This is a genomic window from Methylobacterium sp. UNCCL125 (assembly GCF_900116795.1).
GTDB lineage: Bacteria > Pseudomonadota > Alphaproteobacteria > Rhizobiales > Beijerinckiaceae > Methylobacterium > Methylobacterium fujisawaense.
On the sequence record NZ_FPBW01000015.1, the window covers coordinates 1 to 16,804 of the forward strand.

At 69.8% G+C, this 16,804-nt stretch carries 21 protein-coding genes and 2 pseudogenes; 11 read left to right on the forward strand and 12 right to left on the reverse strand.

Annotation, left to right across the window (positions count from 1 at the left end; translation table 11 throughout):
- Nucleotides 1-23 precede the first annotated feature (23 nt).
- A complete protein-coding gene (locus tag BM396_RS16195) occupies nucleotides 24-485 on the reverse strand; it encodes a hypothetical protein (RefSeq protein ID WP_091994853.1) in 462 nt (153 codons plus the stop codon).
- Nucleotides 486-817: 332 nt separating this feature from the next.
- Here BM396_RS16195 and BM396_RS16200 point away from each other — a divergent pair, with 332 nt between their 5' ends.
- A complete protein-coding gene (locus BM396_RS16200) occupies nucleotides 818-1,021 on the forward strand; it encodes a hypothetical protein (protein WP_091994857.1) in 204 nt (67 codons plus the stop codon).
- Between the two features lie 470 nt (nucleotides 1,022-1,491).
- On the opposite strand, the pseudogene BM396_RS16210 reads toward BM396_RS16200, so the two are convergent.
- Nucleotides 1,492-1,933: pseudogene (locus BM396_RS16210) on the reverse strand (BA14K family protein); the annotation flags it as partial.
- A gap of 344 nt (nucleotides 1,934-2,277) precedes the next feature.
- Here BM396_RS16210 and BM396_RS16215 point away from each other — a divergent pair.
- Nucleotides 2,278-3,021 (forward strand): glutaredoxin family protein, encoded by a 744-nt coding sequence (locus BM396_RS16215; protein WP_043387745.1) that lies wholly within the window; start codon nucleotides 2,278-2,280, stop codon nucleotides 3,019-3,021.
- A 12-nt stretch (nucleotides 3,022-3,033) separates the two neighbouring features.
- Here the strand turns inward: BM396_RS16215 and BM396_RS16220 are convergent, their stop codons facing one another.
- The 3 genes from BM396_RS16220 to BM396_RS16230 form a co-directional block, all read right to left on the reverse strand.
- The gene (locus BM396_RS16220; protein ID WP_043387743.1) at nucleotides 3,034-3,714 is read right to left on the reverse strand and encodes a LysM peptidoglycan-binding domain-containing protein; all 681 of its coding nucleotides are present in this window, start codon (nucleotides 3,712-3,714) and stop codon (nucleotides 3,034-3,036) included.
- A 229-nt stretch (nucleotides 3,715-3,943) separates the two neighbouring features.
- Nucleotides 3,944-5,104, reverse strand: coding sequence for an AI-2E family transporter (locus tag BM396_RS16225; RefSeq protein WP_043387741.1), 1,161 nt, complete (start codon nucleotides 5,102-5,104; stop codon nucleotides 3,944-3,946).
- A gap of 190 nt (nucleotides 5,105-5,294) precedes the next feature.
- Nucleotides 5,295-5,558: a hypothetical protein gene (locus BM396_RS16230; RefSeq protein WP_139239501.1), complete on the reverse strand. Its 264-nt coding sequence runs from the start codon at nucleotides 5,556-5,558 to the stop codon at nucleotides 5,295-5,297.
- A 1,417-nt stretch (nucleotides 5,559-6,975) separates the two neighbouring features.
- On the opposite strand from BM396_RS16230, the gene BM396_RS16235 reads away from it, so the two are divergent.
- Nucleotides 6,976-7,680: a hypothetical protein gene (locus BM396_RS16235; protein ID WP_043387739.1), complete on the forward strand. Its 705-nt coding sequence runs from the start codon at nucleotides 6,976-6,978 to the stop codon at nucleotides 7,678-7,680.
- 266 nt (nucleotides 7,681-7,946) lie between these two features.
- Nucleotides 7,947-8,621: pseudogene (locus BM396_RS16240) on the forward strand (DNA-binding protein); the annotation flags it as partial.
- Between the two features lie 6 nt (nucleotides 8,622-8,627).
- Here BM396_RS16240 and BM396_RS16245 read toward each other — a convergent pair.
- From BM396_RS16245 to BM396_RS16265, 5 genes are all read right to left on the reverse strand, one after another.
- Nucleotides 8,628-9,284 (reverse strand): hypothetical protein, encoded by a 657-nt coding sequence (locus tag BM396_RS16245; RefSeq protein ID WP_043387735.1) that lies wholly within the window; start codon nucleotides 9,282-9,284, stop codon nucleotides 8,628-8,630.
- 305 nt (nucleotides 9,285-9,589) lie between these two features.
- Nucleotides 9,590-9,928 (reverse strand): hypothetical protein, encoded by a 339-nt coding sequence (locus tag BM396_RS16250; protein WP_043387732.1) that lies wholly within the window; start codon nucleotides 9,926-9,928, stop codon nucleotides 9,590-9,592.
- A gap of 1 nt (nucleotide 9,929) precedes the next feature.
- A complete protein-coding gene (locus BM396_RS16255) occupies nucleotides 9,930-10,232 on the reverse strand; it encodes a hypothetical protein (RefSeq protein ID WP_043387731.1) in 303 nt (100 codons plus the stop codon).
- A 293-nt stretch (nucleotides 10,233-10,525) separates the two neighbouring features.
- Nucleotides 10,526-10,969, reverse strand: coding sequence for a hypothetical protein (locus tag BM396_RS16260; protein WP_043387730.1), 444 nt, complete (start codon nucleotides 10,967-10,969; stop codon nucleotides 10,526-10,528).
- A 2-nt stretch (nucleotides 10,970-10,971) separates the two neighbouring features.
- Nucleotides 10,972-11,352: a hypothetical protein gene (locus tag BM396_RS16265; protein ID WP_043387728.1), complete on the reverse strand. Its 381-nt coding sequence runs from the start codon at nucleotides 11,350-11,352 to the stop codon at nucleotides 10,972-10,974.
- A gap of 382 nt (nucleotides 11,353-11,734) precedes the next feature.
- On the opposite strand from BM396_RS16265, the gene BM396_RS16270 reads away from it, so the two are divergent.
- The 7 genes from BM396_RS16270 to BM396_RS16300 all read left to right on the forward strand — a co-directional run bounded on the left by BM396_RS16270 (nucleotide 11,735) and on the right by BM396_RS16300 (nucleotide 15,867).
- Nucleotides 11,735-12,379: a hypothetical protein gene (locus BM396_RS16270; RefSeq protein WP_043387726.1), complete on the forward strand. Its 645-nt coding sequence runs from the start codon at nucleotides 11,735-11,737 to the stop codon at nucleotides 12,377-12,379.
- A gap of 76 nt (nucleotides 12,380-12,455) precedes the next feature.
- Nucleotides 12,456-13,004 carry a hypothetical protein gene (locus tag BM396_RS16275; protein WP_051976274.1) on the forward strand — a complete coding sequence of 183 codons (549 nt, stop codon included), beginning with the start codon at nucleotides 12,456-12,458 and terminating at the stop codon, nucleotides 13,002-13,004.
- Between the two features lie 90 nt (nucleotides 13,005-13,094).
- Nucleotides 13,095-14,684, forward strand: a complete 1,590-nt coding sequence (locus tag BM396_RS16280) for an AAA family ATPase (protein ID WP_051976273.1) — start codon at nucleotides 13,095-13,097, stop codon at nucleotides 14,682-14,684.
- Nucleotides 14,685-14,700: 16 nt separating this feature from the next.
- Nucleotides 14,701-14,892, forward strand: a complete 192-nt coding sequence (locus BM396_RS16285; protein WP_043387724.1) for a hypothetical protein — start codon at nucleotides 14,701-14,703, stop codon at nucleotides 14,890-14,892.
- A complete protein-coding gene (locus tag BM396_RS16290; RefSeq protein ID WP_043387723.1) occupies nucleotides 14,882-15,097 on the forward strand; it encodes a hypothetical protein in 216 nt (71 codons plus the stop codon). The genes BM396_RS16285 and BM396_RS16290 overlap by 11 nt, the downstream gene beginning before the upstream one ends.
- Nucleotides 15,070-15,429 carry a hypothetical protein gene (locus tag BM396_RS16295; protein WP_043387721.1) on the forward strand — a complete coding sequence of 120 codons (360 nt, stop codon included), beginning with the start codon at nucleotides 15,070-15,072 and terminating at the stop codon, nucleotides 15,427-15,429. Before BM396_RS16290 ends, BM396_RS16295 begins: the two co-directional genes overlap by 28 nt.
- A gap of 12 nt (nucleotides 15,430-15,441) precedes the next feature.
- Entirely contained in the window at nucleotides 15,442-15,867 is a 426-nt protein-coding gene (locus BM396_RS16300; RefSeq protein WP_043387720.1) for a hypothetical protein, read from the forward strand.
- On the opposite strand, the gene BM396_RS16305 is transcribed toward BM396_RS16300, so the two are convergent.
- Both BM396_RS16305 and BM396_RS16310 read right to left on the reverse strand, forming a co-directional pair.
- A complete protein-coding gene (locus BM396_RS16305) occupies nucleotides 15,850-16,242 on the reverse strand; it encodes a RuvC family protein (protein ID WP_043387719.1) in 393 nt (130 codons plus the stop codon). The genes BM396_RS16300 and BM396_RS16305 overlap by 18 nt on opposite strands.
- A complete protein-coding gene (locus tag BM396_RS16310) occupies nucleotides 16,242-16,586 on the reverse strand; it encodes a hypothetical protein (RefSeq protein ID WP_043387717.1) in 345 nt (114 codons plus the stop codon). The genes BM396_RS16305 and BM396_RS16310 overlap by 1 nt, the downstream gene beginning before the upstream one ends.
- Nucleotides 16,587-16,804: the final 218 nt, after the last annotated feature.

The following is a 16,804-nucleotide window of genomic DNA, read 5'->3' on the forward strand; positions in this document are numbered from 1 at the left end:
CGCTCCCGGCTCACGCGCGGAGCCTAGTAGCCGCAGCCGTAAGACGGCTGGCGCGAGCCGTAGCCGTAGCCGTAGCCGACCGGGGCGTAGCCGTAGCCGACGGGGGCGTATCCCGAGCGATAGCCGTACGAGGGGCCGTAGTAGGCAGGCCGGATCGCCGCGGCGGCGAACCCGAGGCCCAGGCCGGCCGCGAGGCCGAGACCACGATGGCCGCGGCGGTACCCGTAGCGGCCGTAATGGCGTCCGTATCCATAACGTGCGTGTCCGAAGCCGCGATGGGCGCCGAACCCGCGATGGTGCGAGCGGAAACCGATGCCGCGGAATCCGCGATGCCCCCCGAAGCCGCGGTGATGTCCATGAAAGCCGCCGAAGCCGCCGTGGTGTCCGTGGAAGCCATGCCCCCTGCCGAAGGGCCTCGCCTCGCTGGACGGGGCGAACAGGACGAGGCTCGATACCGCCGCGAGGGCGACTGCGATGCGTTTCATGGGGCGACTCCGAATGGGCCATGCCTGGCCGCGCGGTGGTGAGAAAGGGCTCGGCCGGCATTCCGGCCTTGGCGAACGCGCCTGGACGGATGTGGCGCGGCCTTTCCGGCTCGAACGGTCATCTGGGTCGCCGAAGGTGCCCCGATCAGTCAGAGAAGACCGCAACCCCGTCGGGGTAAACCTGACAGCCGCCTGGGCCCTATCCACGCCAGGCTTGCATTCGATGCGAACGCATACGAGGTCCTGGCCATCGCCTTGTCCGTCCGGGTCGCGCTCCGGCGACGGTCCGGGGTTCTCTCGGTCGAGCGGTTGGGATCGCCATGAGGCAAGCGATGCGTCGAACGGCACGGCTGGTCCGCGTGCTTCGGAGACCGGCTCGCATCGTCTCGCCGCCGGGTGAGCTCGTCACCGAACCGGCGCAGCAGGCCGAACGCTCCATCGAGGACTGGGCCCGGTACGGCGGAGGGCTCATGGCGACCGACCACGCCCCCGACCAGGTCCGCAACCGGTATCACGCCCATGACGTGCCGACGTGAGCCGGGTCCGGATACCGAAGTCGTTCGGGTTCACGCGCCCTCCGCGTGCAGCAGGTGGCGACGCTGGCCGAGCGAGCTCCCGGGACCGGCCAACGATAACGCCACCCCCGCGCCGCCCGGTGCCATTCACGCGGCCGGCCTGGCCATCCTCGGATGCATCGTCCTGCTCAGCCTTCTCGTCGCCCTCGGGTCCTGACCGGGAACGACAAGCCCTCCGTGCCGCGTCACGCCGTGGACCGATAAAATCCGAGCAGCCGAGGCTTGCCTTGCCACGCTTCCCGAACCGTCGGCGACCTTGGAAGCAACTCGCGTTCGCGGATCGCCCCGGTGGAATGCCGCGCGTCTCGGACATCCTGATGGGCGTGCTCGGGATCGTGCTGCTCGCCGGCTACTGCCTGGTCATGGCCGCGAACGTGGGCGGCCTGACCGTGGCTTCTGGCTGACGTCACGAGGGGACGACCCCTCGCCCACGGGCAGGCGTGGCGGTCGCCGTCGTTGCCGAGATAGGTGCCGCTCGACGCATCGTGGGACCGGAACCGGCGCGCATGCTGCCACGGCTTCCGAGCCGACCGCGCCCTGCGCCGTCTAGGCCTCGGAGTTGGCGATGGCGCCCCCGATGATGGCGCCCGCGGCAAGGCCCGCAACGTCTGCGCCGACATCTGCGCCGACGCCCGGTCCGCGACGGTAGCCGTAACCACGCCCGTAGCCGTAGCCCCGACCATAGCCGCGACGGTAGCCGTATCCGCGTCGGAAGCCATGGTGCCGGTGGCCGAGGCGCCGGAACTGGACGTATCTAATCGGCGACGTCCCGGCCGAGAGCGCCTCGACGGGGGCGGTCGCGGGTCCGGCGAAGGCCGGTTGTCCGAGCCGGGACGCCGCGACCGCGGCGGCGAGGGCAGACGGGAGCTTCATCGGGATCGGGTTTTTTTGAAGGGGCGCCGCATGCAACCCGGCGCCGGGGCGCCCTGGAATACGGGCGATTGGACCGGCGGAGGCGGGACCGGTGTCCGCGGCGGTCGGAGGTTCACGAACACCCGCCCGCCCCGGACGTTTCGTATGTCCGGTCCCACGGAGGCCGGACACATCGCCGATACGGCCGTGCGCCTCACGGTGAAGCCCTTGACCTTCCAACCGTGGGAAGCCCCATTTCTGGGTCAAGAAGTTCCGCGCAACGCAGCTCGGGAGGGCGATTGCCGCAGTCGCTTCGTCAGGGTTCGGACGACCCACCTCCCGGCGCATTCCGAAAGGATTCCTCGATGCTCGACACCACCCTCAGGGCCACCGTCCATCGCATGGTGATGGAGAAGCACGTTTGCCCCTATGGCCTGAAGACCAAGGACCTGCTCGAACGCGAGGGTTTCCAGGTCGACGACCATTGGCTGACCACCCGCGAGGAGACCGACCGCTTCAAGGCCGAGTACGGCGTGAAGACCACGCCGCAGACCTTCATCGCGGGCGAGCGCATCGGCGGCTACGACGACCTGCGACGCCACCTCGGCAAGCCGGTCGCCGACCCGAAGGCGACGAGCTACACGCCCGTGGCGGCTGTGTTCGCGATGACGGCCCTGATGGCGCTGGCGGCGAGCCAGGCCGTTTTCGGGACGCCGCTGACGGTACGGGCGGCGGAGTGGTTCATCGCGTTCAGCATGTGCGTGCTCGCCATCCTCAAGCTGCAGGACGTGGAGAGCTTCTCCTCGATGTTCCTGGGCTACGACCTGCTGGCCCGGCGCTGGGTGCGATACGCCTACGCCTATCCGTTCTGCGAGGCGCTCGCCGGCATCCTGATGGCAGCGGGCGCGCTGTCCTGGCTGTCGATCCCGGTCGCCCTGTTCATCGGCACGGTCGGCGCGGTCTCTGTGTTCAAGGCGGTCTACGTCGACAAGCGCGAGATCAGGTGCGCCTGCGTCGGCGGCTCGGCCAGCGTGCCGCTCGGCTTCGTCTCGCTCACCGAGAACCTGATGATGGTCGGCATGGCCGTCTGGATGCTGGTCCGGCCCTGACGGCCCCTGCGGTCAGGGCGCGATCCGGAACGGCTTGCTGGTCAGCTTGACCGCATCCCCGTCTCGCAGGACGAACACGAGGCGGGCATCGTCTTGGCGCTCGGAAACCGTCACCTCGACGTCCAGCGTGCCCTTGCCCGACGTACGGGCGGATTGCAGGACCTGGAAGGCCGTGTTCGGCGCCCCGACCCCAACCAGGAGCGGCTCGTCCTTCGGCAGGCCCGTGGCCGTCAGGGTCACCGTCGAGCCTGACGGGCCGTGGTCCGGCGAGACGGTCAGGCTCGGGGCGGCCGCACCATCGGCCAGTCCGATCCGCCGACCGAGCCGCTCCAACCGTCCCTTGAGGTCGGGGTTCCGGTCGAGCAGGTCCTGGGCGGAGGCCCCGACCTGACCGGCGATGCGGCCCACGGCATCGTTGGCCTCGCGCCCCAGGTGGTTGAGGCGATCCGCGAGACCCTGGCCGGTCGCCGTCCGCAGGCGCAGGGTGGCGCCGACCTGCAGGTCGCCCGACCCGTCGATGGACGGATTGGCGGCCAGGAGGGCGCCTTCCGACACGTCGCAGCGGCTCGCGATCCGGCTCAGGGTATCGTCGGGCAGGACCTTTACGGGACCGTCCCCGCAGGCCGCCTCCTGCGCGTAGCCATGACCGGCGGTCAGCATGCCCGTCCCGATGATGAGGGACAGGGCGGTCAAGCGAGAGGACCGACGTCGCATCCTGAACTCCTCACCGCTTCAGATGCCATCCGCAACGTTGCGAACGACGGGCCGTTCCGTCACTCCCGAGGACGGCCGAACGCAGGATGCACCGGGAATCCCGACGCACGGTCGAGGGATGATGGTAGCGCCCTCGCTGTCCATCCCACGTCGGCACGCCACCGACGATGCGTCCGGGAACGGACGTCGCCGACGGAACGTCCCTCGATCAGGACCCGATCATGTGGCCCAGGGGTTTCAGGGGGTCGACGCGGTCGGATACGATCTTCATCATCGCCAGCAGAGGCACCGCGAGCAAGGCCCCCGGGATGCCCCAGAGCGTGTGCCAGAAGAAAACCGAGAGGATCACGAGGAAGGGGTTGAGCGTGAAGCGCTTGGCCAGGAGCAGGGGCGTGATCATCTCGCCTTCGACGATATGGATCAGCAGGTAGAGACCGGCGGGCAGGAGCGCGAACCAAGGCCAGTCCAGGCTGAGCACGCCCACCACGAGGAAGATCACGATCCCGGCGAGGGGCCCGAGGATCGGGATGAAGTTGAGCAGGAAGGCCGTCGCGCCCCAGAGCAGCGGCGTGTCCAGTCCGCAGGCCCACATGGCGAACCCCGTCACCACGCCGACGCCGACGTTCATGATGGTGATGGTGACCAGGTAACCCGTGATGTTGGTCTCGATTTCCTGGACGATCTCCACGGCCTGACGCTTGCCGGAGAAGGTCGGCAGCACCTCGACGAACCCGCGCAACAGGCGGTCGCCCGACGCGAGGAGGAAGAAGAGCAGGACCATCGTCGTGAAGAAGCGGGTCAGGAGGGTGGCGGTGCCGCTCATCAGGTTGCCCGCCAGCGTGGAGGCGGGCCTCGCGGTGACGACGTCGGCCGCGCCCTCCTGCCCGTTGGCCGCGGCGATGCTTTCCAGGGCCTGCAGGCCTTGCTGGAGGACATCCAGGGGCCGGCGTAGCGCCTCGACCTTTTCCTTCAGGAGCGGCAGGCTCTCGGGCGCGCGTCGTATCCAGCCCGACGCGGGTATCGAGGCCGTGAAGCCGACGCCCCCGATGGCCCCGAACACCACAAGGATCAGCAGTGCCGCGGCGGGCGCCTTCGGCAGCCGGAAGCGCTTGTGAAGGACCCGCATGGCCGGCGCGAGCAGGAGCTTCAGGACGAGCGCGAGGACGATGGGCAGGATCAGTTCCTGACCGACGTAGAGGGTGTAGACGATCCCGAGGAGGCTCAGGACCAGGATGCCCGCGGAGCGAACGCCGCGCGGGATGGCCTCGCCCGTGGCGACGGTCCGACGAGCCTCACGATCCCCGTGCTCGTCGATCCGGTCATCGGCAAGCGACGGCCGGACCGCGCCCTGTTCCCGCGTGAACGCCAAATCCTTCTCCTGAAAATCCTGCGCGGCGGCAACAGGGGCGTGATGGAATGATCCGAGCCCGCGCCGGGCGATGTCCCGGAACTCCGCGTGCGACCTTTCGGGGGGCGACGGTTCGGGTCAGCTTGGCTCCGATGGCGCTCGTTCGATTCCCCGCGCCCGAGGATTTGGACGGCTCGGGGAACGCTTGGGATCAGCCTTGCCCGCCGTCCCGGTAGGCGGCCCCACGCACGGAGTTTGATGCCTCGCCGGACATCCGGCCAAGTGCGGCCCGGTCCGGCTTCGGGTCGTGTGAGATCCCGGCATCGGACGATCCGGCGGTCCCGATCATCGCCTCGGCCCCCGTCGCGACGGCCCACTGCTCCGGTTCGGGCACGTCGCCGGCCTGATGGGCCGCGACGGCCAGCATGCCGGCGCAGAGGGCCGTCGCGATCAGGAGCGTCGAGAGGAACTTCATGCCCATCAACCGGCGGCCGAGCTATGCCGTTCCAGACGACCTCGGTACGTGCCCTCGTCCGGCAAGCTGTGACCGATGACCTGAGTCGCGGACGAAAGGCATATCTGGGGGCGCTCGCGACGCCGGTTGCGCGACTCCGACGGTAACGCATGCCGGGTAGCGCCATCCACCATGCGTTACGCCTTTCGAGCATGGATGCCGGCCGCCCTGACGGTTCGGTTCCGAGAGGTCCCCCGACGCCGGAAAGTCGACGACGGGGCGGGATCGCAAGGGAGTCCCTTCGAGTCCCTGGATGGCATCCAGGGAGCGTCCGATGGCAAACGGCCATGGCGCGGGTCGCATCCCGCCTCGGAGCGGTTCCGGCGACGCAGACGCGGGGATGGCCCATCGGATGACACGGGGGTCGACTTTGCCCGACGTCCATCCGGGGTGCTCGCCCGCGGGCGGGATCGCGAGCGCAAGGCACCGTCCGACCATGGCGCCACCGCGGCGCCGCCGGCACAGGGAGGACTTTTCAGCGCTGAGAGCGGCGGCCCGTCGATGGAGGACGGGTGTGATCGCCCAGGCTCGGTGAAGGGTTCGGCCCTCGACGGGCACCGGCGCGCAAGCGATTCCGATCGTTGCGGGATCCCGCGCGACAGCCTGAAACGACGCAAGGCCCAGGGAGCTTGCGCACAGCGCTGTTAAGTGCCTAAAAGAGGGAGGATCGCGGCGGCGTGCGTGGATTGGGCGGGGCGCATGCTTGGCCTGGGCCATCGTCGCAAGGCGCCGCGAACCAACCGTCGACGACGCGCAAACGTCGTCGACGGCCGACCCGGCTCCCTTGCGGGGCCATGGACACATCGGAGAACCGACGTACCCACCAAGTCCGTGTACCGGCCAGCTTTTCGACGACGACCGGTACAGGGCCAACAGAGAGACTCATACCGTGTGCGAATCCACCGATCAACCAGCTCTATGGAGCGGGGCCGAAGAAACTTGGCCCGAGGAGGCCGCCCCCGACCCGGTCGCCCCACCCTCGCCCCCTGTCGCCTCCCGGCAGCGCAAGGGCCCCCGGCTCCTCGCCCGCGAGGAGGCGGATGTCCGAACCGCCCTCGACCACGCCTGCATATCGGGGGCGGACATGCCTCCGACCGATGCGGACGGCAACCTGAGGCGGACCGCGCGGGAGGCGGTGGCGCGGTGTTTCGTCCGCACGCGTCAGGCGGACCTGTTGATGCCTGCCGCGACGGCCATGGACATTCTTCGAGGTGTCGCCGAGGCACGTCGCCTGAGGCTTCGGCGTGCCGCCGAGGCCCGCCGCCTGAGGCGCAATCGCCCGCAGGCATGACATGACGCCCGTGCGGCCCGGCGACGGGCCGCACGGGTCCTTCGCCCTTGCCACGCATCGTGGATGCCCACCGACGGTTTCGTTCGCATGGTCCAGCAAATCCTCGTCGATCAGGCGGCCGACAGGCTGGTCGAGCAGGGCGTCCGCGTCACCGTGGCTTCGCTGGGGGATGCCCTCCGGCGGGACGGTGGCGGGGCGGCCAAGGGCGTCGCCGTTCGCGATCTCGGCGCGCTCCTGGCCGACTGGAAGTGCCGGCGTCGCTATCGCGAACACCTTGCCGTCCTGGACCTGCCGGAGGATCTCGAACGCGTTCTCGCGACCGTCGCCACGGCCTTGGCCGCGTCCCGACCGCATGTCGGAGACGGCATCGAAACGGGATCGTCCGGTTCGGACGGGGACCGGCATCCGGCCGGGTGGCCCACTTCGACCCACGACCGGCTGGCTGCCATGGCCGACGACATCGGCGCCCTGCGGGAGCAGGTCGCCGCGCTTTCGCAGTCCCGTTCGAAGCCGCCGAAAACTAAGCGCGAGGGGCGCAAGCGGGGCCTCGCCGCGGTCATGGCGAGGCTGTTCTGGGACCGCATGATGCAGCATTTCGTCGAGGCGATCCGAAAGGAGGGCCCGAAGACGGCGTCCGAGTTGCTCGCGACGCTCGACGCGGACGCGCTGGAGATGGCCGAGAGCGCGTTCGAGCGGATCGACACGTCCCTGATCGCCGAGAAGGTCGGGGAGCGCGTGCGGCGCAAGAACTACTTCCGGCAAACCCCGGACGGTCGCTACGACGCCCTCTGAACGGATGGTCGATTGTCGCGTGCGCCGACCGGCATCCGTGCCGCCTTCGTAACGTGTGGCCGCAAGGGACGCGATTCCGCGATTTCGGGCATCGCGCATCCCGGATGGCGCCCTTCGCGATGTGCGATGGGGTCGGCACGGTTCCTTAACCCTGCTCGCGTGTCCTGGCGCCCTGCGGAAGGGGTCTGGCGATGGCGGGAAGGAAGTCGAGTCGGGAAGAGGCCATGGAGCGCCTCGAAGACCCGCGTTAATTCGAGGTCTTCCGGGCGGCGGACCAGATACGGGCCGAGGGCAAGGAGCGTGTCGCGCTCGGGAACGTGTGGGCGCGGGTCGGCCGGAACGCCGGCGTGGCGGGCGGCAGCCGGATCGTCGGCGAGCACCTGTCGGACTGGGCGGAGAAGCGCGGCTACAGCCCGATCATCGAGCCTTCCGAACTGCCGGAGGCGGTCGAGACGCGGCTTGCGAAGGCTGCAGCCGCCCTTTGGGAGGCGGCGGGGGCCGAGGCCGCGGGGATGCTGGAGCGCGACCGCATCCGCATGGCGGAGGCCCTCGCGGTGGAGCGTGCGCTCAGGACCGAGGCGTGCGGGATGGTGGACGCGCGCGACGCCATCATCGCGGGGCCGCGGGCGGAGATCGCCCGTCATGCGTCCGAGGTCGAGGAGTTGCGCAGGCACGTCGGCTTCGTGCAGGCGCGGGAGTTCTGGCAGAGGGTGGCGCAGGAGATCTGGGACGTGCTTCCGGAACGCGAGCCGATGCACCTGAATGACATTTCGCGGCGGGTCGGCCGCGATGTCGTCAAGGAGGCCGAGGAGCATCCCGGCGAGTGGGGACCGGAGTTGCTGCGGGGCGTGATCGACCAACGGGTCAAGTTTCGGAAGCTGTTCGCGAACGAGGGCGGCGGGCGTTACCGCAGGCGCCGGCCGGAGGACGATGCGGCCTGACGCCTGCTACCGGCGGAAGGTCGGGGCGAGGGCCTCGAAGTCCGACTGGTAGGTGGGGACGGTGAAGACGCAGCCCGGCTCGTCGCGTCCCGCGAGGTTCTGGTCGGCGTAGCGCTTGAAGGTCGGGATGGTGAGGGTGTCGGGGACGCGGTCCGAGATCACCAGGAAGGGTCCCTGCATGACGTCCGGGGCGAGCAGGGCGAGGGTGCCGCGTCGGAGCGCGGCCTCGATCTCGACGAGGTGGTCGCGGTAGCTCCTGCGGTGAGCGACGATGACGAGGCCGTCGTCGACCCACGCCGTGACCAGGCCGGTGGGGGCCTCGGGGTCCTCGTCGGCCCGGAACAGCGACGACCGGCCGGGGGTCACGATCAGCCTGCGGATGTCGATGGGCTTGGCGAACTCGCTCGGATTGCGCGTCAGGGCGAACACGGTTCCCTGGAACGGCCCCTTGTCGCGGTGGTCGTAGAGGGTCCGCCCCGAGAGGGTCGCGGGGTCGATGCAGGCTTCCTGAACCGTCTCGGCGACCGGGAGCACCCCGAGGCGCCGGGTGAGGAGGCGCATGCTGTCGTTGTGCTGCGCCCCGCCGCCGTTGCCCATGCCGATGGCGACGAGCTCCCTGTCCATGCCGACCATCACCTGCCGGTCGTCCGTTCCCGCTCGCATGACGCTCTCCGATGTCGATGGAGGCATGCTAGGACCGGCTGACGAAAGGCACATTGGGGTGGATCGCGGAGGCGGGCGCGCGACTCCGAAGGTAGCGGGTGACGCGTAGCGCAACGCGTGATCCGCTACGAAGACGTGACCGGGCGTCGCCCGGGATCGCAAGTCCGACTCGGAGAGGCAATCGTCCTTCGGGCTGCCTGCATCGATTGAGGGCGGCGGCCGGAGCCGTCGGAGGGCGTCCCTGGAGCCAGTGATCACTGCCCGACTTCGCGGACCCGGTCCGCAGGATATGGGGTAAGTTCGATTCAGGTTATGCGGGTCGTTGGCAAGTTATGGGTATCTGCACAGAGCGTCAGACGAAGGTCTGGGTCCTTCATCGCGTCCTCGACCTGGACCGCCTGCCAATGCTCGCGAGCGCCGGTGACGCGGTATTCCAGACCTTCGACCGTCAACTGGTCCCGGTACTCGCTCACGATGCGGATGCCGGGGCGTGACAGGTACCGCCTCCAGGTCGGCCAATCGTGGACGCCAAGATCTCCGTAAGCGCGAAAGCAGAAGGGCCAGCCCGCCGAGGACTTTCCGATGTGGTGCTGGACCGCGTTGGCCTCGGTTCCGTCGCGGACGGCGAAGTAGTTCGTGCCCATGTCAGGCGACCTCCCAGTCGTCGGCGAGCGCGTCGTCGAGATTGATGTCGCGCGGCTCCCAGACGGTGTCCTCCCCTTCGTCGTAGACCGGGCATCGCGCGGTCAGGGCGCCGTTCTCGATGCCCCAGGAGTGGTCCCAGCCTTTCCGGCGGATGCGCTTGCCAAGGCGCATGCCCCTGAGCGCCTGGCCGAAATGGAACGACCCCGACCAGTTGCTGGTGGGCGGGCAGGTGTCGCAGTTCGAGCAGGGATGCCTGTCGCTCCAGGTGTCTTCCCCGCAGGTCTCGCAGATGACGTTAGCCATGGTCACCGCTCCTCTCGAATCCGGCCTCGCGCAGGTAGTCCAGGCCGGCGCCGAGGCCGTCCCCGCGCTCGACGATGTCGACCGCCTCGGCGAGGACCTCCGCGTCGGACATCGCGCGAACCTCGGCGGCTCGCTTCCGGCGGACACGCTCGGCTTCCCGTGTGGCGGCCGCGGCCTTCCCGGCGTCGGACGCGTTGAAGCGGCGGACCTAATCCTCGTGGGCCGCGATCCGTTCAGGCGTCATCCCGGCGTAGAAGCGCGCTACGGTCTGTTGGGTGGTCTCGGCGGTCATTTCAGGCGGCCCTCCGGAACAGGCGGGCGAGGATCGACGACGGCCGGGCGACCTGCGGCGCGACCGCGGTCCGGGCTTCCGCCATGCGCCGGAAGCCTTCCGCGCGGCGCTCATCGCGCACGTCCCGGAGGGCCTGCACGCGGCGCTGGTGATCCCGATACAGGTCGGTGCGCTCCGCAATCGGTACGATGCGGGCCACCTCGGCGAAGAACAGGTAGGGCGACCGCAGGTCGGTGCAGTCCTCAATCACCCGGAGGCCGACCTCGGCGACGCGGACGAGGAATGCCTCCCACGACCCGTAGGCCGCCTCGGCGTCCGAGCGCATGCGGATGCGGTGGCCGTCGATGGTGAACAGCACCGGGGGGCCAAGGGGACGCTTCGGCGTCGGCGGCAGCGGCATGGTCAGCCCGCGGGCGCGGCGGACGCGGTTCCAGTGAAGGCGCATGGTCAGGCGCGTCCCGTGACGAGGACGCGCTCGATGGCGCGCTTCATGCCCTGCAGGAACTCGGCCGCACCATCGTCAGGGTACTTTGCGAGCGCACCGTTCCAGCCAGCCACGTATAGGGCTTTCAGGTCGTCGCCGCGGGCGAAGCCGGCGACCCGGAGAACCTGCAGGGCCGGCTCCGGCGGCCAGGAGTTAGCAACCTCATTGGCGGCCATGGCCGCCTTCACGACTTCGATGTCGCTGAGTGCACGCAGCGAGGCCTGGCGATCCGCCGCGGCCTCCTCCCGGCGAGCTCGGACAGCCTCGTCCAGCCGCCCGGCATCGTAACCATCCAGCGCGGCGACGGCGCGCGCCAGAGCCTGCAGTTCCCCATCGTCCAGCATCGTGTAGATCCCTTCCCACAGGGATCGTCATCCACGAGACCCGATTTGGCCATAGCCCTGTTGACTCGGGGTGCGCTTTCGGTATCCGATTGAGTCGTCCCACTCCCCGGAGGGGGGCAAACCTTGATCGACGTTCACCGCGTCGGTGCCTGCGTTTCCTCCCGTCGGGAGGGCAAACCTGCCGGTTCATCTCCGCGCCAGCGCGGAACCCAGCCTCCCCTCGTGTGGAGGGCATACCGAGACCACGATAAGGGCCCTGGCACGCAGCCGGGGCCCTTCGCGTTTCGGGGGCTTGCGCCATGCCAATTTTGTCCTATTATATCGGACATGGCCGCCTCGGCATGAGCCGGGGGCCACAAACGGAACGCAGGAAACTGAGACCATGTCGTACATCCGCATCGACACCGAAGCCGCCACCTACCTGTTTGAGGCCGAGACCGTTCCGGAGGCGCTCGACGCTTTCGCCCACCGGGCCGACTACCGCGACTACGCCGAGCTCGCCCGGACGCTCGGCAAGACCGTCGAGCAGGCCGAGGCCGACCTCACCATCGCGCACGTCACCGCCGCCGACATCGTCCGGGACATCGCCGCCGAGGCCATGGCGTCCGACGCGGTCGAGGACGGCGCCGAGGAGCCGTTCACCGATGTGTTCAACTGGGCCGACTGGTGCGTCGAGGGCTCCGACGGCGACGCCGTCCGCGAACTCGCCAAGACGCACGGCCTGGAGCCGGCCTACCTGATCGACGCCCTGCACAAGGCGCTGCGCGACCGCGACCTCGCCGACATCAACGCCCCGTTTGGGGCGCCCAGCGTCGAGCGCGTGAACCAGATCGCCAACGACATTTTCCCGGCGGTCATGGAGAGCGTCCGCGGCGGGAGCGAGCTCGATTCCTGGACGGGCGAGGAGGCCATCGACGCCTACGCCGAGGGCTCGGAGTGGGAGGAGGAGATCAGTATCCCCGCCCTCCGCGCCGCCGTCGCCGCACGCCTCGACGCCGACCTCGCCCGGCAGCGCGCCGAGGAATGACGCCCGGCGCCACGGCGAACACCACGACCAGGGCGGTCCCGACCGGGACCGCCCTTCCGCGTATCAGGAGCCCCGCATGCCCCGCCTCGTCCTCCGACCCATGCCCCAGCCCGCCGACGGCGTCTGCGTCGGGACCCTGGACGGTGAGCCTGTCACCTTCCATGGCCGCACGGCGACGGCCGGCGGCCGCGAGCACGAGGCCAAGGCCATCGCGCCGGACATCCTGGAGGCCGTCGACGTCGCGGCGCGCGACGTGTTCGGACCGGAATGGGTGCAGGCGCTCGCCCTCGTCACCGGACTGAATCCCCGGACCTGCCAGCGAGACCGCATAGGCCGCTACGGACTCCCGGCGCCGATCCTGCGCGCCCTCGGCGAGGCCGCCGCCGAGCCATGGCCCCGGGTCACCGGCGACATGATGCTGGCCTGCGCCCGGCTGCTGAAGACCAACGACATCCGTAATAGCTCAGGTCTACGCCCGAGGCATCCCGCCTTCGCCGGTCCGCCCGTCGGGGGCGACGTCGACGCCACGATGTACGTCATCGCCCAGCAGGCTCGCGCGCTCGTCTACCGCCTCGTCGCCGAGCGTTCCGAGCACCGTGCACCCGCCCTCGATGGCGAGGCTTAACCTCTCCTTAGGGTTTTAGGGTTAGCTTCGCCCCACGGGACTGCCTCGGCTTGAGCCGGGGGCCCGCTTCTACGGACGCAGGAAACCGACATGACGACCCACCTCCCCATCTTCGGGGTGCCGCCGCACGTGCGCGCGCTCCTTCTCGGCACGCCCCCGTATGCGGGGAGCCTGCCTCGCGACCTCTACGCGGCGCTGGCGTATTTTTACCCAGGCGTCCTCTCGCCCGACCCCGACGATCTCCTCCTCCAGTGCGGCGGGTCGCGCGTTCTCACCGAGCTCGTCTGGAGCCTTTGGGCGACCTGCGGGCATGCCCTCGACGACATCCATGGTGTCGGCGGGCGCGAGTTCCCTGGGCGGGTGGCTACCGCGTCCGGCGAGCTCCACAGACTGCTCGACGCCCGGGCGGCCGAAGACCACGACCTCGACCTCGCCTTCGACACCGTCGACGCTGTGCTGCTCCTACGGGACCGCCTCGACACGCTCCTGTCCCTAGCCGGGAACAGGTTGGCGGTCTCGCGGATGCCGGCGCTCCTGTGGCGTGAGGCTGGCCGGCAGAACAAGCCAGACCAGGGCGGGCTGATGGAGACCGCCGTCGGCGCGTCGCTGCTCGGGGCCAAGGTCAATCTCCGGCGTCGGCGCGACGGGCTTGCGACGCCGTTCGCCGAGTGGCGGGACTACGGCCGGGCGATCCTGTCTCGACATGCCTACGCGCCGCAGAACGCCCAAGCCGCCCCGGAGGCCGCCGGGCTCAAGCGCTCGCTGAAGGCCCGGCGGCCTCCGGCGGCCGAACCCGGCAGCGCGGTCTTGTTCCCGTCGAGCATCCTGGAGGGTGTCGGGCGGTCCGACAACCAGAAGGAGCTTCGACGCATCCTCGCGGACGTCCTGGATGAGCCGCTGCCGGGCGTGCCGGTGCCGGCCGACTGGGATGCGTGGGAGCGGGCGCTGCTCGCCCGGCACCCGAACGGGCGCGCGTTCTTCCGGGCCATCCGCCGCAGCCAGGGCAGCCGCGAGTTCTGGGGGCACGCTGTCGTGTGCGCCGACGGCCCCCCGGGCGCAGGCAAGAGCGCCATGTGCCGTTCGGTCGCCGAGATCTCCCGCATCCCGATGAAGCGCTTCCAATGCGATAATGCAGCGGACAACAGCTATGGAGGTACCCCCATCAGATGGAATAGCGCTCAGTTAGACTTTCTCACGGCAGCATTCATCGAGTTCAAGTCTAGGACGTTCTCTGCCGTCCTCGAAGAAGTCGAGAAGGCGGGCGGGTCCCGTGAAACCAACAGTGGCAAGCTGCACGATGTCCTGCTCGGGCAGTGGGAGCCCGAGACGGCAAAGGCCTGGCCGTCGACCTTTCTGTGCGCCCCCGTCGATCTGACCGGCGTGGTGTTCCTCTGCACGGCCAACGAGGCAGCCAACCTGCCGGCGCCGTTGCGCGACCGCATGGTCGTCGCCCGGGTCGAGGAGCCGACGGCGGACCATCTCGGCACGCTCGCTCCGCAGATCGCCCGGGAGGTCTGCCGCCGCCAGGGGCTCGACGAGCGGTGGGGCGCGCTCGACGCCGTCGAGATGGCGTCCCTAGCCGAGGCGTGGCCGGGGGGCTCGATCCGCCGGCTCGTCCGCCTCGTGGAAGTCGTCCTGCAGGCTCGGGACGAAGGTCCCGCAGCCGCCCCCCGCCACTGATCCCTGAAGACACGTCATGCTGACCGAAAGCACCACAGTCCGCCGCGAGCAGCTCGCGACCCTCTGCCTCAACGTGGCTCGCGTGGCCATGGCGGGCGGGCTCCACGGCGTGGATGCCCTCGCCGTCGTCGATGCCGTCCGTGCGATCCGCGACGCCCTGCCGGCGGACGCCGCCCCGGCTGAGCAGGAGGCCTCCGATGCAGCCTGAGGACCTCCACGCGATCCGCGACCGCACCCGCGCGGCGTGGATCACGCGCCGGGCCTGCGGGCTCGTCGGCATCGCGGCCACCCTTCGCATTGAGCGCATCATCGCCCTCGACGGGGCAGGTCGGCTCCGGCGCGAGGACGCCCTTCGGATGGCCCGCGAGGCTGAGGCGGTCGCGCTGTGCTTCCCCCCGCTACCCTGGCTGTAGAGGCCTACCGGAACCTCACGCGGAAGGCCTGGTCCGTCCGCGCCCAGGGACGCGTCGTCAGCCACATCGAGACCCTCACCCTGGCGGACGCCGAGTTCCGGGTTTCCGCCGCCGGGGTTCGCCGCATCCAGGCCCGCCGGGCCCGGGAGGTCGTCGCGACCGTCCGCGGCGTCCCCATCGAATCGAGCGCGATCCCAACCGGGGCGGTCAGGGTCCGCTTCTGCCCCTACCGGGGGCCCCGCTTCACGCTTGAGGACGGCACGCCGGTGAGCGCGGCCGCCCTCGTGATCCTCTCCGCCGACGGGACGGCGTGGGCCGTCAACCCTCTCTGAAGGAACCGAAGAATGCGCGTCGCTATCCTTGCTTTTGCCGTCCTCGTTCCCGGCGCGGCGCTCTCGGCCGAGCTTTGGCCGGGCTTCGACAGCGGCTGGCGTTGGGCCGTCACGGAGCCGGCGCCGGGCGGGCTGCAGCGATACGGCTACGTCGACGGCGAGCCTGGACGCTCGGGCCGGTGGCGCGTGCGCGTCGAATGCGGGCTCCAGGATCCCCGCACTGGCCGCGTCCTCCGGCGGGCCGTCGGGACCGGCGAGGGCACCCGCGGGGCGTCCCCGGGTTTCGGCGGCCGCTGGGACATGCCGGATGGCCGGTGCGGGTCGTACATCGTCACACAGGACGCCAAGCGACCGGAGAGCCTCTCTCTCTACGGCGAGATGGTCGGGGTCGACGAATGCCCGCGCCGTGGCGTGGGGGCACTATCCAGCGGGGACTGATCGCCTACCGTCCCCTGGGATGTCGGCCGAGACGCCGCAGGCCCGCTTCCAGACGTCTGGGGCGACCTCGTCCCCGGGCAGCCCGAGGATGTCGACGGCGGCGAACGCGGCCTCGAGGCGGCGCCCGAAGTTGAACATGCCCTGCACGCCCTGCTTCCGGCCGCCCTTCGAGGCGCCCATCGAGCCGACCTTCTCGACGGTCGCCCGAATCGGGCTGATCCCGGCGGTGACGGCGGAGAGCCGGCCGTGCAGCGCGGCCGCGTCGATCTCGCCGGTCGCGTCGAGGGGGAAGTGGTCGGCGTCGACGAGGCGGCCCGCGTCGTCGAGCAGGGCCCATGCGCCGTTCTTGCCGAGGTCGATGCCGAGGTGGGCCATCAGTGCACCCGACGCCGGACAGGCGGCGCCCCCGTCATGGCAAGGGCGGGATCGACCTTCAGGCTCTCGCAGAAGACCAGGTACCGCTCGAACCCGATGCCGGCGATCCGCTCCGGGCGCCCGGAGCGGATGACGCCGATCTCGCGGCGGACGTTCTTGCCGTCGTCGTCCGGGCCATCGACCAGCCGGGCGATCTTGCCCGTCGGCATGCCCTGAACGGCGGCCTGGATGTGGGCGGCGAGGGAGACCTTGATGGGCAGCGAGTGCGCCGAGCGCCGCTTATGGCTCTCGGTTTCCTTCCGCCGAGGGGCGGAGCCAACGCACGAGGTAGCGACTTGTTCCATAGGAATGGATGACAATCCTCCGGCCCGGATTCAACAAGCGGAAGTCACACGCAATCGACCCGCCCGATGCCGATTGCGTCAAAAACATACGCAGGTCCGAAGAATAGGCCGTGGCATCCTTGCCGGCCCCGAAGCTTTCCCGGGCGCGACCTGGCATCAACTTTGGACGAGGGGCCGTCGGGATCGCCGCACCCGGAAGATCGACCGTTGACGCATGC

Coding starts and splice junctions, on each gene's coding strand:
- BM396_RS16195 (WP_091994853.1), bottom strand. CDS start 485: ATGAAACGCATCGCAGTCGCCCTCGCGGCGGTATCGAGCCTCGTCCTG.
- BM396_RS16200 (WP_091994857.1), top strand. CDS start 818: ATGCGTCGAACGGCACGGCTGGTCCGCGTGCTTCGGAGACCGGCTCGC.
- BM396_RS16215 (WP_043387745.1), top strand. CDS start 2,278: ATGCTCGACACCACCCTCAGGGCCACCGTCCATCGCATGGTGATGGAG.
- BM396_RS16230 (WP_139239501.1), bottom strand. CDS start 5,558: ATGAAGTTCCTCTCGACGCTCCTGATCGCGACGGCCCTCTGCGCCGGC.
- BM396_RS16235 (WP_043387739.1), top strand. CDS start 6,976: ATGGTCCAGCAAATCCTCGTCGATCAGGCGGCCGACAGGCTGGTCGAG.
- BM396_RS16245 (WP_043387735.1), bottom strand. CDS start 9,284: ATGCGAGCGGGAACGGACGACCGGCAGGTGATGGTCGGCATGGACAGG.
- BM396_RS16250 (WP_043387732.1), bottom strand. CDS start 9,928: ATGGGCACGAACTACTTCGCCGTCCGCGACGGAACCGAGGCCAACGCG.
- BM396_RS16255 (WP_043387731.1), bottom strand. CDS start 10,232: ATGGCTAACGTCATCTGCGAGACCTGCGGGGAAGACACCTGGAGCGAC.
- BM396_RS16260 (WP_043387730.1), bottom strand. CDS start 10,969: ATGCGCCTTCACTGGAACCGCGTCCGCCGCGCCCGCGGGCTGACCATG.
- BM396_RS16265 (WP_043387728.1), bottom strand. CDS start 11,352: ATGCTGGACGATGGGGAACTGCAGGCTCTGGCGCGCGCCGTCGCCGCG.
- BM396_RS16270 (WP_043387726.1), top strand. CDS start 11,735: ATGTCGTACATCCGCATCGACACCGAAGCCGCCACCTACCTGTTTGAG.
- BM396_RS16275 (WP_051976274.1), top strand. CDS start 12,456: ATGCCCCGCCTCGTCCTCCGACCCATGCCCCAGCCCGCCGACGGCGTC.
- BM396_RS16280 (WP_051976273.1), top strand. CDS start 13,095: ATGACGACCCACCTCCCCATCTTCGGGGTGCCGCCGCACGTGCGCGCG.
- BM396_RS16285 (WP_043387724.1), top strand. CDS start 14,701: ATGCTGACCGAAAGCACCACAGTCCGCCGCGAGCAGCTCGCGACCCTC.
- BM396_RS16290 (WP_043387723.1), top strand. CDS start 14,882: ATGCAGCCTGAGGACCTCCACGCGATCCGCGACCGCACCCGCGCGGCG.
- BM396_RS16300 (WP_043387720.1), top strand. CDS start 15,442: ATGCGCGTCGCTATCCTTGCTTTTGCCGTCCTCGTTCCCGGCGCGGCG.
- BM396_RS16305 (WP_043387719.1), bottom strand. CDS start 16,242: ATGGCCCACCTCGGCATCGACCTCGGCAAGAACGGCGCATGGGCCCTG.
- BM396_RS16310 (WP_043387717.1), bottom strand. CDS start 16,586: ATGGAACAAGTCGCTACCTCGTGCGTTGGCTCCGCCCCTCGGCGGAAG.